Raw genomic sequence first — 15,957 nt, 5'->3', positions numbered from 1 at the left:
CAATTGTCTGAAATACTGTCACAATCTGAAATTGATGCCCTACTTAATGCTCTTAGTACTGGGGAAGTTGACGTTAAAGAAATTCAAGAAGTTGATAATACTAAAAAACTAAAAAAATATGATTTTAAAAATCCCCAAAAAATATCTAAAGAACAATTAAGAACTTTAGAGGTTATCCACGAAAATTTCGGAAGATATCTACAAACTTTTTTAACAGGATATTTGAGAGCTTCCACAAAAACAGATATTTTAACTGTAGATCAGTTTGCTTATAGTGAGTATAGTAATTCATTATCCAATCCAGCATTTTTAAATATAATAGACTTTCAACCTTTAAAAGGACAAATACTTATAGATATTTCACCTAATATAATCTATACAATAATTGATAGACTATTAGGTGGAGATGGATCTGAAAATCAAGAGGTTAGATCCTTTACTGAGATTGAATTATCTCTTTTAAAAAAAATGATGCAAAAAATAGTGAATGATATTAAGGAAGCATGGAGTAATGTAATAGAGCTAAATCCAATACTGGAAAAAATTGAAACAAATCCGCAATTTGCACAAATTGTTCCGCATAATGAAACAATTGCCTTAATAACTATGAGTATAGAGATTGGTTCCATAGAAGGAATGATGAATATATGTATTCCTTATATATTATTAGAACCAATATTAGATAAACTAAATACTAGATTCTGGTTTACAACCTCTACTAAACAACATTCAACTGAAGAAGTAGACGTTATAAAAACAAGAATACTCCATACTGTTATTCCGGTGGTAGCAGAATTGGGAAATACAACTATATCAGTAAAGGATATATTAAATTTATCTCAAGGAGATGTTATTAAATTACCAGATACTGAAAACAATGTAGCATCCATAAGGATAGGAAGTAATATAAAGTTTAAAGGCGAAATAGGTGTAATAAATAAAAAAATGGCTGTGAAAATAACTGAAGTTGTAAAGGATGGTGAAATGGTAAATGACCAGTGATATGTTATCTCAAGAAGAAATAGATGCTCTTTTAAAGGGTGATTCAAGTGGCGAATCTACAGTTGAATTTGAAGATCATGAAGAATTTTTATCAGAAATGGAAATGGATGCCTTAGGAGAAATAGGCAATATAAGTATGGGCACTGCAGCTACAACTTTATCTACATTGTTAAATAAAAAGGTGAATATTACCACCCCTAGAGTAACTATAACAACCGCAGATGAATTAGCAGATGACTACAAATTACCTTTCGTGGCCATAGATGTCAGCTATAAGGCAGGCTTAGAAGGTTCCAATATTTTAATTTTAAATACAGATGATGCTAAGATTATTACCGATCTTATGATGGGGAAAGAAGAGTTTGATAAAGAAAGAGAATTAACAGACTTGGATCTAAGCGCTGTTAGTGAAGCTATGAATCAAATGATGGGTTCCGCTTCAACTTCATTATCTGAAATGTTTATGAAAAAAATAGATATAGAACCTCCAAAATCTATAGAAATTACTTTTAGTGAAGGAAAAAATAAACTTGAATTACTGAATACGTCTAATCCAATAATTAAAATATCTTTTAAAATTGTTATAGGAGATTTAATAGATAGCAATATTATGCAATTGGTTCCATTAGAATTTGGAAAAGATATGGTTAATAATTTATTAGGTTCTTCTAGTATTGAACAAGAAACCAAAATTGAAGAAATCTATCCTATAGAACAAAAGGAGTCCATAGAGAAAATAGTGGAAGCTTCAAAAGAAGTTATAGAACAAAATAGTCATAATATACTTAATAATCAACAAAACCAGCAAAATAATATTGATAGAACTGATAATATGAATTATAATAATGTAAGTAAGGTAAATGAAGAGAGAGTTGTAGTAAAAAAACCAGAATTTCAAAGCTTTGATATTTCTTCAAGTGCAACTCATAACAGCTCCATCGATTTAGTAGGAGATATTCCAATAGAAATAACTGTAGAATTAGGTAGAGCAAATAAAAGAATTAGTGAAATACTGGAATTTGGTCAAGGAACTGTTATAGAGTTAGACAAATTAGTTGGTGAAGCTTTGAATATATACGCAAATGGAAAGTATATTGCAAAGGGAGAAGTTGTGGTTATTGATGATAACTTTGGTATAAGAGTAACAGAAATTGAAAGCTCGAATAAAAGAATATTTTAATGGTGAAATAGGAGGTCTTTGAAATGTCAAATGGTATATTAATTGTAGATGATGCATCTTTTATGAGAATGATGATAAAAGATATTCTTACTAAGAATGGTTTTAATATATTAGGAGAAGCAGATAATGGATTAAAAGCAGTAGAAAAGTATAAGGAATTAGATCCAGATTTAGTTATTATGGATATTACTATGCCTGAAATGGATGGAATCAACGCAGTAAAAGAAATTAAAAAGATAAATAGCAATGCAAGAATAATTATGTGTTCTGCTATGGGTCAACAAGCTATGGTAATAGAAGCAATACAAGCTGGAGCAAAGGATTTTATTGTAAAACCATTTCAGCCTGATAGAGTTGTTGAAGCCGTAAAAAAAGTTTTAAGTTAAGCAATGGGATATGAAGATATTAGTTTAACGAAAACAATTCTACAGTTAGTTTTTTATATTATAATTTTTGTTTTAGTTATATTTTTTAGCCTATATGGAACTAAACTTGTTGCAAAAAATCTTAAAGGATTTGCTAAAAGTAGATATATATCTTTAATAGATGTAATGAATATTCCTGGTGGTTCTAAAATTATCATAACTAAAATAAATAACAAAGTATATATTATGTCTATAACTAATAATGCCACAACTGTTATAGACATAATAGAGGAAGATGAATTTCCTGTGTTAGAAGAAGAGTTTAATAATTATTTAGATAAATATTTAAAACAAAGTAATACTGAATCAAAACTAAGTACAAATATAACAACTTTATTTAGGAAATTTAATATTAATAAGGATAAGGAAGGCAAGGATAATGAAAAAAGGTATTAAAATAATCATAATATCACTTATTTTAGTGGTTATATTTTCAAACTTTAGTTGGGCTGAGCCTACTATATCCTTATTTGGGAAAGATGTTACTTTACAAGATAATAATAACCCACAGAATTATGTATTTTCCCTTCAATTACTTTTTATTTTAACGATTCTTACTTTAGCACCATCGTTATTAATAATGATGACTGGATTTACTAGAATTCTCATTGTATTGTCTTTTATTAGAAATGCACTGGGGCTTCAACAAACTCCTCCCAATCAAGTAATTATTGGACTAGCTATGTTTTTGACTTTTTTTATAATGGCGCCTATAGCTACTGAAGTTAATAGTGAGGCTATTCAACCTTATATTAGAGAGGAAATTACTCAGGATGTTGCCATTGAAAGAGGTATGGAGCCCATTAGAAGTTTTATGTTTAAGGAAACTAGAGATAAGGATTTAGGATTATTTCTAAATATGAAAAATATTAGTAAAGTAAATTCTTTAGATGAAATACCAACTCATGTATTAATTCCTGCTTTTATAATTTCAGAATTAAAAACGGCGTTTCAAATAGGATTTATAATATATATTCCTTTTTTAGTTATTGATATGGTAGTTGCCAGTACATTAATGGCTATGGGAATGATGATGTTACCACCAGTAATAATATCTTTACCCTTTAAAATATTATTATTTGTATTAGTTGATGGATGGAACTTAATTGTTAAATCTTTAGTATTAGGATTTAAATAGGGGTGATAGAATGAATAATGTAGATATGTTAAAATTAGCTCAAGATGCAGTACGAACAGTACTTTTTGCCTCAGCCCCTATGTTAATAATTAGTTTGGTTGTAGGTCTAATAGTTAGTATTATTCAAGCTGTTACCCAGATACAAGAAGCTACTCTTGCTTTTGTACCTAAAATTGTTGCTGTATTTTTATCTTTACTTTTATTTGGACCTTGGATAATAAAACTAATGACTCAGCTTGCATCTGAATTACTTACTAATATTAATTTATACATATATTAAAGGTGATTAATATGGATATGATTTTAGATTTACTTCTTAGTAAGTATCAACTATTTTTACTTGTTATGGTTAGAACATCAGGAATTTTCATTTTTTCACCTTTTTTTAGTGCTCAAAATATACCAAATACAATGAAAGTGGGATTAACTTTTTTTATATCTTTATTGATAACGTCCTATTTACCAATAACTCCTGATTTTAATAATGAAATAATTTTATTTGTTATATTAAAGGAGTTGATGATAGGGATAATAATTGGATTCATCTCCTATAGCTTTTTTTCGATTTTCTATATAATGGGTCAAATTATGGATATGAAAATTGGATTCGGTATGGCAAATGTAATAGATCCCCTAAACAGAACTCAAGTTCCTCTAATGGGAAACTTTTATTACATACTTTCATTTCTATTACTAATGAGAATAAATGGACATCATTTGATCATATCAGCCTTAGTTAATAGTTATGATTTTTTACCAATAGGAAGTTTTAAGTATACGGGAGATATAGTAAATATACTTATAAATTCTCTGGCTAAATCCTTTGAAATAGGATTTAAATTAAGTGCACCAGTGGTAGCTATAATATTTATTACGGATATAGTTTTAGGAATTATATCCAAGACTATTCCCCAGATGAATGTATTTGTTGTAGGTATGCCTCTAAAAGTAATAATAGGACTATTAATTATTATAATTAGTATGCCCATTTTTTTTACTACAATAGATAGTATTTTAGATTTAATTGTCAATGATATTTATAAGTTTATAAAAATGTGATTAAGGTTGATATTATGATATTAAAATTAGATTTACAATTATTTTCTGAAAAGACTGAAAAGCCTACACCGAAAAAGAGAAGAGATGCCAGGGAAGAGGGACAAATTCTTCAAAGTAAAGAAATAAATACTGTTGTAATTCTTTTTAGTTGTTTTATAGGGCTGAAGGTATTTGGCGGTTTTATGAGTGAACAGTTAAAAAAGTTTATGATTGATATTTTTAGTGAAATAAATAATACAGATGTATTCCTAAATTATAATAATTTAATGATTAACTTTTTAAAAATATTAACTGTTTTTATAATAGTATCGGCTCCTATTTTAGCGGTTGCTTTTTTATCTTCTTTGATTATTAATTATTTTCAAGTGGGGTTTTTATTTACTAATAAAACATTAAAAATAAAATTAAACAGATTAAACCCCATAGAAGGCTTCAAAAAGATATTTTCTAAACGTGCTTTAATGGAACTAGTTAAATCTGTTTTAAAGCTATGGTTAGTAGGATACGTTACTATAAATTATGGAAAAGATCAAATAGCGAGAATAGTAGAGTTATCAAGTATGGAACCTATTGAGTCCTTTATAAACTTCTCTAATCTACTCTATGGTTTTATTATCAGGATTTTAAGTGTTCTTTTTGTTTTAGCAATTATGGATTATATTTTTCAATGGCGTCAACATGAAAAGAATCTTATGATGAGTAAACAAGAAATAAAGGAAGAGTACAAACAGACTGAAGGGGATCCATTTATTAAGGGAAAAATCAAAGAGAGACAAAGAAGAATGGCTATGAGTCGAATGATGCAAGATATACCTAAAGCAGATGTAATAATCACAAACCCTACACACTATGCAATTGCAATAAAATATGATAAGGATAAATTTCTTGCTCCTTACATATTGGGAAAGGGTGTTGATTTAATAGCTGAAAATATAAAGAAAATAGCTAAAGAAAATATGATACCCATAGTGGAAAATAAGCCTTTGGCAAGAGCTATTTATGATTCAATAGATATTGGTGATATAATTACTGAAGACCTATACGAAGCAGTTGCTGAAGTATTGGCATATGTTTATAGTTTAAAAGATGAAAATTAGGAGGATAGTAAATGAAGAGAGGAGATACATTTGTAGCTTTAGCAATAATTGGAATAATTCTTATGATCATAATCCCAGTACCGAAGGGGATACTGGACTTTTTATTAAGTCTAAATATTTCACTATCCTTATTGATTTTGTTATTATCCATGTATGCAGAGGACGCATTACAGATAACCATATTTCCATCACTACTACTTTTAACTACTTTATTTAGACTAACATTAAATGTCTCAACCACAAGAGGTATTCTTAAAGATGCAGATGCAGGAGGAGTAGTAGAAGCCTTTGGAAACTTTGTAATTGGAAATGATGCAGTTGTTGGTTTTATAATATTCCTTATAATCGTGCTTATAAACTTTCTAGTAATTACAAAAGGTGCTGAAAGAGTATCTGAAGTTGCAGCTAGATTTACATTAGATGCAATGCCAGGTAAGCAAATGGCTATAGATGCTGATTTAAATGCTGGATTAATTACAGAAGATGAAGCAAGGCAAAGAAGAAAAGATGTACAGAAGTATGCAGATTTTTATGGTGCAATGGATGGGGCCAGTAAATTCGTAAAAGGTGATGCTATTGCAGGTATAATCATTACTATAATTAACATTGGGGCTGGATTTCTTATTGGAATTATAGGTAAAGGTATGCCATTTCAACAAGCTCTACAGAGATATACTGTATTAACGGTAGGGGATGGACTAGTGGGACAAATTCCAGCTTTACTTATTTCCACGGCAACAGGTCTAGTAGTTACCAGAGCGGCATCTGAAGCAAATTTAGGACAAGATTTGATTAAGCAGTTATTCTCCAACAGAATGATATTACTTATTATAGGTGGAGTAATGATCGCATTAGGTATACTAACACCACTACCAAAATTTGCAAACATTCTTTTAGGTGCTATATTTATATTCCTGGGGTTAAGAGCTAAAGTTTCAGATAAGCTGGAAATGGCAGAACCAGAAATTGCATCAACATCAGAAGCAGAAGAATTAAGAAGACCAGAAAATGTACTAGGATTATTAAAAGTAGATGATATTGAATTGGAATTTGGATATGGTTTGCTACCTTTAGCGGATATAGATCAAGGTGGAGATTTACTAGATAGAATAGTAATGATTAGACGTCAAATTGCTATGGAACTGGGTTTAGTAGTGCCCATAGTAAGACTTAGAGATAATATTCAATTAAACCCTAATGAATACATAATAAAAGTTAAAGGTGTCAAGGTTTCAAAAGGAGAAGTATATTTTGATCATTATTTAGCTATGGATTCAGGAGTAGGTGAAGGGAGTATTGAAGGTATAGAGACCATAGAACCAGCTTTTGGTCTACCAGCAAAATGGATTACGGAAAAGGAAAGAGAAAAAGCTGAAATTTTCGGATATACTGTAGTAGACCCACCTTCTGTAATAGCCACTCATTTAACTGAGGTAATTAAAGAAAAAGCCTATGAACTTATTGGCAGACAAGATGTAAAGACATTGATTGAAAATGTTAGAGAAGAATATCCAGCAGTCGTTGAAGAAGTAGTTCCAAAAGTATTATCTCTTGGAGAAGTTCAAAAGGTTTTATCTAATTTACTTAGAGAGCAGATTAGTATAAGAGATATGGTCAGCATTTTGGAGACCTTGGCAGATTATGGAAGCATTACAAGTGATACTGATTTACTTACAGAATATGTTAGACAAAGAATGTCAGGATATATTACAAATAAATATGTGGAGAACAATAGTTTAAATGTTGTAACTTTAGATAATGGAATAGAAGAATTAATCATGAATTCCATTAATAAAACTGAGACAGGCTCATATTTATCTATAGATCCTAGTAAGGTACAACTAATACTTAATAATACATTGAAAATTATTCAGAAGCTTACATCAATAGGCGAACAACCCATAATACTTACAGCACCTATCGTTAGAATATATTTTAAAAAATTAACAGAACAGATGACTCGTGATATAATTGTCATATCTTATAATGAACTTGAATCCTCTGTTGAGGTTCAATCAGTCGGGGTGGTAGTTATATAATGAAGATTAAAAAATATATAGGTAAAACAACCCATGAAGCGATGTTAAAGTTAAAGATGGAATTAGGCCCTGATGCAGTAGTACTGAGTACTAAAACTATCAGGGCTAAAGGTATATTCAGTTATTTTAAAAAACCTTTAGTAGAAATTACAGCTGCCTTTGAAGAAAAAGATTTACTAAGAAGCAAAAGTGCTGTTCATCCATATGCAAAAGAGTTAAATAATATCAATAAAGAATTAGCTCAATTGAAAAATATGATAATGAATAGTTCTTTAAGCAAAATGGAAGATAGAAAAGAAGAAATTCCACCAATTTTAGAGGAGTTTTACAAAATCATGGTTGAAAATGGAGTGAACTCTGAAATAGCAATAAATCTATTAAAAAAGATGGAGGAAGAAGTCAATCTAAGTGGAAAAGATAGAAATACAATTAAAAAAATATTGAAATTTAGTTTAGTTGAAGTTCTAGGAAAACCCCAACCAATTGAAGTGGATGAATCGCAAAAGATTGTTTTTTTCGTTGGACCTACAGGTGTTGGTAAGACAACTACCTTGGCTAAAGTAGCAGCAAGTTTTGTACTTAAAGATGAGTATAAAATTGGATTGATAACATCTGATACTTATAGAATTGCTGCTGTAGAACAATTAAAAACCTATAGTGACATTTTACAGTTACCCTTGGAGATTGCATATGATAAAACTGACATGGAAAAAGCGATTTATAATTTTAAGGATAAAGATATTATTTTTATAGATACTGCTGGAAGAAATCATAACGATATAGAACAAATACAAGAGTTAAAACATACTATAGATACAACTAAAGTTAAGGATATATTTTTATTGATTAATGCAAATATAGATTGGAATGTATTAAATACCTTAATATCAAAGTATAACTTTTTAGATAATTATAGATTAATAATTACTAAAATTGATGAGGCAGAAAATTATGGTAATATATTTAATATAAGGTATATTACCAATAAAGAACTTTCATATTTAACAACAGGACAAAATGTACCAGATGACATCCAAATAATAGATGTTGATCATATTGCTGATAAGCTTATTGAGGAGAAAGACAATGAATGATCAAGCAAAAAACTTAAGGAAAATCATGGAATTTAAGTCTGTGAATCAAGAGGAAATAACAGTAGTAAATAATAAGGCTAAGGTTATTTCCATATCAAGTGGTAAAGGTGGAGTAGGTAAGACTAATTTTGCTATAAACTTTGCTATAACTTTAAAAAGGTTAGGATATGAAGTTGCTATAATTGATGCAGATATAGGACTAAGTAATATCGAAATATTAGCTGGAGTTAATATGAATTTTACCATATCTGATATAATATTTTCCAATAAAGATATATTTGAAATAATGTCTATTGGTCCTGAAGGTATAAAGATTATTTCTGGTGGTTCTGGTTTAAAAGAGTTAAGTCTATTGAAAGACGATAATTTTCCAAAACTATTAAAGGAAATTGAAAAGTTACAGTCTTCCACAGATTATATTATAATAGATACAGGGGCTGGAATTTCAAAAGCTGTAACAGATTTTATAATGACCTCCGATGAAACTATTATAATTTGTACTCCAGATCCAACATCTCTTATGGATTCTTATACATTAATAAAATCTATATTTTATACGGGATTCCCAGGACCTATAAACATAGTTTGTAATTTGGTAAATAGTAAGAGTGAAGGGACTGAAATATTTAATAAACTGTATAATACTACAAATAAATTTTTGCAGAGAGATATTAATTATTTAGGGTATATAGAAAAAAGTGATTTAGTGAATAATGCTGTAAGAAATCAAATACCATTTACAATATCTAATCCAAATAATTCTATTTCTAGAAAAATAAATGTAATGGCAATGAACTTTCTGGGTACTAAATCTGTAAAGGATGAAAATACGAAGAAAAGCTTTAGTAAAAGGATATTAGATATTTTTTTAGGAAGGGGTGAATAAGTGAGTTCTGGAGCTGATTATTTAACCATAGGTACAAAGGTAGATATTATTAAACCCTATGATGAAAGTTTAATATATCCATCACAAGTTTTAGATATACTGGAATCAAGTGAAATAATAATTAGTGGACCAATTAAACAAAATAATTTAATTTTGTTACATAAAAATGATAAAATATATGTTTCTTATAATGTTGAGAATAAAGGAAAATACTTTTTTACAGCTCAAATACTAGATAGGGCTATTTCTCCTATGTATACTTTGACAATAACAAGGGCATCTAAAGTAGGAAAAATTCAACTTAGAAATTACTATAGGCTTCTAGCAACTCTTGAAGTTTCAAAAGAACATTTAATAGTTCAAGGTGATGATGTAGAGAAGTATTCTGAGCCCTGTGAAACTAAGGACATCTCAGGCGGTGGAATGAAACTTAACTGCAATTATAAGCATAAAGAAGGGGATGAAATAACATGCTTCTTTAAATTAAATATAAGGCATATAAATGTCAAATGTAAAGTTGTGCGTATAGAGGAGTCAAATAGTCTTAACTATAAGTATAGTATAGGTGTCAAATTCTTAGAAATTGAAAATGAGATGAGAGATGAAATTATTAGGTATATTTTTGAGCAACAGAGAATTTTAAGGTTAAAAGGGCTGATATAGATGATTAAAGTTTTAATAGTGGATGATTCTGCTTTAATTAGAAAAATATTAACAGATATTTTGAAATTAGATAGTGAAATATCTGTAGTAGGTACTGCAAAAAATGGAAAAGAAGCTTTGGAAAAAATAGAGATATTAAAGCCGGATATAATAACCTTAGACATTGAAATGCCTTTAATGGATGGATTGACAACATTGAAGCATATTATATCTAAGTATGATTTGCCTGTTATTATGATTAGTTCTTTAACAATAGAAGGTGCAGAATTAACACTGAAAGCATTAGATGAAGGAGCAATTGACTTTTTATCTAAACCTACTAATATATTTAGTTTAAGTCAAAATGAAATCAAAAATGAAATTATTGAAAAAATTAAAGCAGGTGCAAAATCGAAGGTTCACATTGAGCAATCAGTTAAAATTAAGAGTATTCCAAAGCCATCTTTTGAGAATTCAATTCTAGAAAGTAAAAAATTTAGTAATATAATAGCTATTGGGACATCAACGGGAGGACCTAGAGCATTACAGTCATTACTTCCAGAAATTCCTAAAGATATTAATGCTAGTATTGTCATAGTGCAGCATATGCCGCCTAAATTTACTAAATCTTTAGCAGAAAGATTAAATTCTATTTCAAATATTAAGATAAAGGAAGCGGAAGATGGTGATATACTTTTAAGAGGACATGGATATATTGCACCAGGAGATTATCATATGGAAGTAGTAAAGGTGGGTGATAGTCTTGTAATAAAATTAAATCAAGAGCCTAAGGTAATGGGACTAAGACCTACAGTTGATAGAATGATGGAATCAGTATCTAGAATAAAAGGTTATTCTAAAATAGGAGTTATTTTAACAGGAATGGGTTCTGATGGAACAAAAGGTATAATAGAAATGAAAAAAAACAACAGCTATACCATAGCTCAAGATGAATCTACATCAGTTGTCTTTGGTATGCCTAAATCTGCCATTGCTACAAAATCTATAGATAAGGTTTTGCCTTTGGAAGACATAGGAAGAGAAATAATCAATAAATTGGAGGTGTAAAAGATGGATTTGGATATTGGTCAATATATAAATATATTCGTTGAAGAAGCAAAAGAGCATTTACAAAATATGAATGATGTTTTACTGGAGTTAGAAAAGGATTTTTCTCATATAGAAAGTATAAATGAAATTTTTAGAGTAGCTCATACTCTAAAAGGAATGTCAGGTACAATGGGATTTCATAATATGGCTAATTTAACTCATGAAATGGAAAATGTTTTACAAGCAGTAAGGAGTAATGAAGTAAAAATTTCAGAGAATATAATTGATATTTTATTTGAATGTTTTGATGCTTTAGATTCCTCAGTAGGTACAATTATCAATACTGGAGTAGAAAGTAGTGATACAAATGAACCCCTAATAAGTAAATTAAGAAATATTTTAAATGATGAAAATGAAATTGAAAGAAATACTGAAGTAGAAACAAAAGATAAAATTGATGGATTTATTATGGAGGCTGTAAATAAAGCTAAAAATGAAGGTCTGTTTATATATAAAATAGATTTTACTTTAAGTGAGTCTTGTATGTTAAAGTCAGCACGAGCTTTTATTGTATTCAGTACTTTAGAAACTTTTGGAGAAATTATCTATTCTAATCCTTCTGTAGAAGATATTGAAGACGAGAAATTTGACTTTAGATTTTCTGTTATTATAGTAAGTGCTAATAAAAAATCTGATATATTAAAGGAGCTAAATCAAATTTCAGAGGTGGAAAAAATTGATTTATCAGACTTTGAAATTGAAGATTATAGAGAAGAAATCATTGTAAATGAAACAAAAACCATTGATACGAAATTACCCAAAAATGATAAAAGTGAAAAGGCTTCCCAAGGTAATCAAGGAAAAGTTGGAAAAACTGTTAGGGTAGATATTGAAAGATTAGATAATTTGATGAATTTAGTCAGCGAGTTAATAATAATTAAAACTCGAATGGATGATTTAAGTGAAAAAACTACTGGTGAAGGTATATCAGAGACCATAGAATATTTAGAAAGAATAACCACTAGTTTACATGATGCTGTAATGAAAGTTAGAATGGTTCCTATAGAAAGAGTATTTAATAGATTTCCAAGGTTAGTAAGAGATTTGTCTAAAGAGCTTGGCAAAGAAATATCATTGGAGATGAGTGGAGAAGAGACTGAAGTTGATAGAACTGTAATAGATGAAATAGGAGATCCATTGATTCACTTAATTAGGAATTCTATTGACCATGGAATTGAATTACCTGCTGATAGACTAAAAAACGGAAAAGAAGAAAAAGGTATTGTTGTTCTTAAATCTTATCCTGATGGAAATAATGTCGTGATTGAGGTTGAAGATGATGGTAAAGGTCTAGATCATAATGCTATTAGAAAAAAAGCTATTGAAAAAGGAATTTTAGATGAAAAAGAAGCTGAAAATTTATCAGTGGAGGATAGTATTAATCTATTATTTGAAGCAGGTTTCAGTACATCAGAAGTTATATCAGATGTTTCAGGAAGAGGAGTAGGGCTTGATGTTGTTAGAAGTAAAATTGAAGCAATAAATGGTAATATAGAAGTTGTCAGTGTTCAAGGTAAAGGTACAAAGTTTATAATTCGAATTCCTTTAACATTAGCGATAATTCAAGCGTTGCTTATAAAATTAAGTCATGAGATATATGCTATTCCATTAAGTTCTATTACTGAAATAGTAAATATATCAAAGAGCCAAATTAGAGATGTACAAGGTCAAGAAATCGTACTTTATAGAGGTATGACTTTACCAATCATAAGATTAAAAGATGTACTTGATATTTCAGATAATGATGAAAAAGAAGATTTAATAGTTGTAGTAGTTAAAAAAGGTGAAAAACAAGCTGGGTTAATAGTAGATAATTTAATCGGACAACAAGAAATTGTTATTAAAAGCTTAGGTAAATATTTAAGTGGTGTAAAATACTTATCTGGTGCTACAATCTTGGGTAATGGAAAAATTTCATTAATATTAGATGTTAATTCACTAATATAGGAGGGAGACAATATGACTGATACAATAGATAATAAATATGTAGTATTTAAATTAGAAAAGGAATATTATGGAATCCCTATTAGTAAAGTTATTTCTATAGAAAAAATGGAAGAATCCACTAGAATTCCCAATGCTCCAAGTCATGTTAAGGGAGTTATTAATCTAAGAGGAGAAGTTATTTCGTTAATAGATTTAAGATTAAAACTTAATCTTAAGCCAAAGGAGATAAACAATAATACTCGTATAATTATAGTTTCAGATGATGAAGTATTAGCAGGACTAATAGTTGATTCATCTTCTGAAGTTATAGAGATAGACAAGGAAGTCATCGACAATACCCCTGTTTCTTCTGATAATGAATATTTATCTTATGTATATGGAATTGGTAAATTAACTGATAGATTAATAATATTATTAGAGTTATCAAAAATACTAGAGTATTAGGGGTGTCTAATATGACTATTAATGTAGAAAATTTGAATAATTTTATGATAGATGTGCTTAAAGAGTTAGGAAATATAGGTGCAGGAAATGCTGCTACTGCTTTGGCAAGTATGATAGCTAAAAAAATAGATATGAGAGTTCCTAATGTACGTATTATGGAGTTTAAAGAGGTTGCGGAAATATTAGGAGGAGAAGAGAATCTAGTAATTGGAATTTATTTTGAACTTCAAGAAGATGTAGTAGGCAATATGATGTTTGCATTAGATTTAAATTCTGCCATCAACTTAACAAATTTACTTTATAATAGAGAAAAAGAAGGTCAGGAGCTTGATGATATGGATATATCAGCTTTATCAGAAGTAGGAAATATTATAGCATCATCTTATGCTAACTCCTTATCTTCTCTTACGGGGCTAAAGGTCTTTATATCTGTTCCATCAATTTCTATAGATATGGCAGGCGCTATTCTTAGTGTGCCAGCTATTCAATACGGACATGTATCAGATCATGCCTTGATGGTAGAGACTGTTTTTGAAGAAGAAAGAAACCTAGTGTCTGGAAATCTATTCTTCCTTCCAGACTTAGAATCTTTTGATAAAATATTAGTTGCACTGGGAGTAAAATAGAATGGATATAAAAACTATAAAAGTTGGAATGGCTGATTTGAATGTGACTAAATGCCCTAATAATTTGACTACACTAGGCTTGGGCTCTTGTGTAGGAATTGTATTATATGACAAAACAAATAAGATTGCTGGACTAGCTCATATTATGCTACCTTCCAGTAGGGACATAAAAAATAATGAAAATAAAGCTAAGTTTGCAGACACAGGTATTGAAGAATTATTAGACTCAATGATTAGAATAGGTGCCAATAAAAACAATTTAATAGCTAAAATAGCTGGTGGGTCTCAGATGTTTAATTTTAATTCTAATAATGATATCTTAAAAATTGGCGAAAGAAATGTACTTGCTACTAAGACAAAGCTAAAAGAATTGAATATTAAAATAGTTTCAGAGGATACAGGAGGAAATTTTGGTAGAACTATAATATTAAATTCCACAGATGGTTCATTACAAGTTAAGACTATTGGCCATGGAGAAAAAACAATATAATTTCCATGGGGGGAAATAAGATGGATATAAACAATTTATGGATAAAATACAATGATACCAAAGATAAAGAAGTAAAAAAAATCCTAATAGAAAATTATGTATCTTTAGTGAAAATTGTTGCAGGAAGAATGTATAATTTTTATGGCAGTAAGATAGAGTATGATGACTTATTAGGATATGGTATATTAGGATTAATAGATAGTATTGATAAATTTGATATAACTAAAAACATTAAGTTTGAAACCTATGCACAAATTAGAATAAAAGGATCTATTATTGATAATATTAGAAAATTAGACTGGATACCGAGGTCCTTGAGAAAAAAGTCAAAGGATGTTCAAAACTCAATTTCATATCTTGAAAATGAACTAGGAAGAAGTCCGACTAATGATGAAATTGCCCAACATTTACAAATTTCCTTAAATGAATTAGAATTGTTATTATCTGACATAGCTACATTTAATATTTCTTCCTTAGAAGAAATATTATTAACAAAAGAAGGTTATCCTTTAGAAATTGAACATGATACGGTAACGCCAGAATTAGTCTATGAAACAAAAGAGTTAAAGGAAATATTGGCAAACTCCATAGATTCCTTAAATGAGAGTGAAAAAACGGTAATTTCTTTATATTACTATGAGGAATTAACTTATAAAGAAATAGGACATATTATGGAGCTTTCAGAATCTAGAATTTCCCAAATACACAGTAAAGCTATTTTGAAAATTAAGAGTTCATTGGAAAAAAGAGGTATAGTTAGAGGTCTATAGGAGGTGGA

Annotated in this window: 18 protein-coding genes; all 18 read left to right on the top strand. The window is 29.2% G+C overall.

The window, feature by feature from the left end:
- The first annotated feature begins 3 nt into the window (after nt 1-3).
- The 18 genes from fliM to FYJ83_RS00775 are packed head-to-tail and all read left to right on the top strand — an operon-like array spanning nt 4 to nt 15,949.
- On the top strand, nt 4-1,002 hold the full coding sequence (fliM, locus tag FYJ83_RS00860; RefSeq protein WP_154438155.1) for a flagellar motor switch protein FliM: 999 nt from the start codon (nt 4-6) through the stop codon (nt 1,000-1,002).
- Nucleotides 992-2,182 carry a flagellar motor switch phosphatase FliY gene (fliY, locus tag FYJ83_RS00855; RefSeq protein WP_154438153.1) on the top strand — a complete coding sequence of 397 codons (1,191 nt, stop codon included), beginning with the start codon at nt 992-994 and terminating at the stop codon, nt 2,180-2,182. The genes fliM and fliY overlap by 11 nt, the downstream gene beginning before the upstream one ends.
- Nucleotides 2,183-2,205: 23 nt before the next feature.
- Nucleotides 2,206-2,568, top strand: coding sequence for a response regulator (locus FYJ83_RS00850; RefSeq protein WP_154438151.1), 363 nt, complete (start codon nt 2,206-2,208; stop codon nt 2,566-2,568).
- Between the two features lie 3 nt (nt 2,569-2,571).
- A complete protein-coding gene (locus tag FYJ83_RS00845) occupies nt 2,572-3,003 on the top strand; it encodes a hypothetical protein (protein ID WP_154438149.1) in 432 nt (143 codons plus the stop codon).
- Complete coding sequence (gene fliP / locus FYJ83_RS00840) at nt 2,987-3,745, top strand: flagellar type III secretion system pore protein FliP (RefSeq protein ID WP_154438147.1); 759 nt, start codon at nt 2,987-2,989, stop codon at nt 3,743-3,745. Before FYJ83_RS00845 ends, fliP begins: the two co-directional genes overlap by 17 nt.
- A 10-nt stretch (nt 3,746-3,755) precedes the next feature.
- Nucleotides 3,756-4,025: a flagellar biosynthesis protein FliQ gene (gene fliQ, locus FYJ83_RS00835; protein WP_154438145.1), complete on the top strand. Its 270-nt coding sequence runs from the start codon at nt 3,756-3,758 to the stop codon at nt 4,023-4,025.
- 11 nt (nt 4,026-4,036) lie between these two features.
- Complete coding sequence (fliR, locus tag FYJ83_RS00830; RefSeq protein ID WP_154438144.1) at nt 4,037-4,804, top strand: flagellar biosynthetic protein FliR; 768 nt, start codon at nt 4,037-4,039, stop codon at nt 4,802-4,804.
- Nucleotides 4,805-4,818: 14 nt separating this feature from the next.
- Nucleotides 4,819-5,901, top strand: coding sequence for a flagellar biosynthesis protein FlhB (gene flhB / locus FYJ83_RS00825; RefSeq protein WP_154438142.1), 1,083 nt, complete (start codon nt 4,819-4,821; stop codon nt 5,899-5,901).
- A gap of 11 nt (nt 5,902-5,912) precedes the next feature.
- Nucleotides 5,913-7,940, top strand: a complete 2,028-nt coding sequence (gene flhA / locus FYJ83_RS00820) for a flagellar biosynthesis protein FlhA (RefSeq protein ID WP_154438140.1) — start codon at nt 5,913-5,915, stop codon at nt 7,938-7,940.
- Nucleotides 7,940-9,034, top strand: a complete 1,095-nt coding sequence (gene flhF / locus FYJ83_RS00815) for a flagellar biosynthesis protein FlhF (RefSeq protein ID WP_154438138.1) — start codon at nt 7,940-7,942, stop codon at nt 9,032-9,034. Before flhA ends, flhF begins: the two co-directional genes overlap by 1 nt.
- Complete coding sequence (locus FYJ83_RS00810; RefSeq protein ID WP_195837876.1) at nt 9,027-9,920, top strand: MinD/ParA family protein; 894 nt, start codon at nt 9,027-9,029, stop codon at nt 9,918-9,920. Before flhF ends, FYJ83_RS00810 begins: the two co-directional genes overlap by 8 nt.
- Complete coding sequence (locus FYJ83_RS20405) at nt 9,921-10,583, top strand: flagellar brake protein (RefSeq protein WP_154438134.1); 663 nt, start codon at nt 9,921-9,923, stop codon at nt 10,581-10,583. It begins immediately after the preceding gene.
- Nucleotides 10,584-11,630: a protein-glutamate methylesterase/protein-glutamine glutaminase gene (locus FYJ83_RS00800; protein ID WP_154438132.1), complete on the top strand. Its 1,047-nt coding sequence runs from the start codon at nt 10,584-10,586 to the stop codon at nt 11,628-11,630.
- A gap of 3 nt (nt 11,631-11,633) precedes the next feature.
- The gene (locus FYJ83_RS00795; RefSeq protein ID WP_216585152.1) at nt 11,634-13,619 is read left to right on the top strand and encodes a chemotaxis protein CheA; all 1,986 of its coding nucleotides are present in this window, start codon (nt 11,634-11,636) and stop codon (nt 13,617-13,619) included.
- A gap of 12 nt (nt 13,620-13,631) precedes the next feature.
- Nucleotides 13,632-14,063: a chemotaxis protein CheW gene (locus FYJ83_RS00790; protein WP_154438130.1), complete on the top strand. Its 432-nt coding sequence runs from the start codon at nt 13,632-13,634 to the stop codon at nt 14,061-14,063.
- A gap of 11 nt (nt 14,064-14,074) precedes the next feature.
- Nucleotides 14,075-14,689 (top strand): chemotaxis protein CheC, encoded by a 615-nt coding sequence (locus FYJ83_RS00785; RefSeq protein WP_154438128.1) that lies wholly within the window; start codon nt 14,075-14,077, stop codon nt 14,687-14,689.
- 1 nt (nt 14,690) lies between these two features.
- Nucleotides 14,691-15,179 (top strand): chemotaxis protein CheD, encoded by a 489-nt coding sequence (locus FYJ83_RS00780; RefSeq protein WP_154438126.1) that lies wholly within the window; start codon nt 14,691-14,693, stop codon nt 15,177-15,179.
- A 20-nt stretch (nt 15,180-15,199) separates the two neighbouring features.
- Nucleotides 15,200-15,949, top strand: coding sequence for a sigma-70 family RNA polymerase sigma factor (locus FYJ83_RS00775; RefSeq protein ID WP_154438124.1), 750 nt, complete (start codon nt 15,200-15,202; stop codon nt 15,947-15,949).
- Nucleotides 15,950-15,957 lie beyond the last annotated feature (8 nt).

Source organism: Tissierella pigra (genome assembly GCF_009695605.1).
In the GTDB taxonomy this organism is placed as follows: domain Bacteria; phylum Bacillota; class Clostridia; order Tissierellales; family Tissierellaceae; genus Tissierella; species Tissierella pigra.
This window is presented reverse-complemented; position numbering and strand designations above follow the sequence as displayed.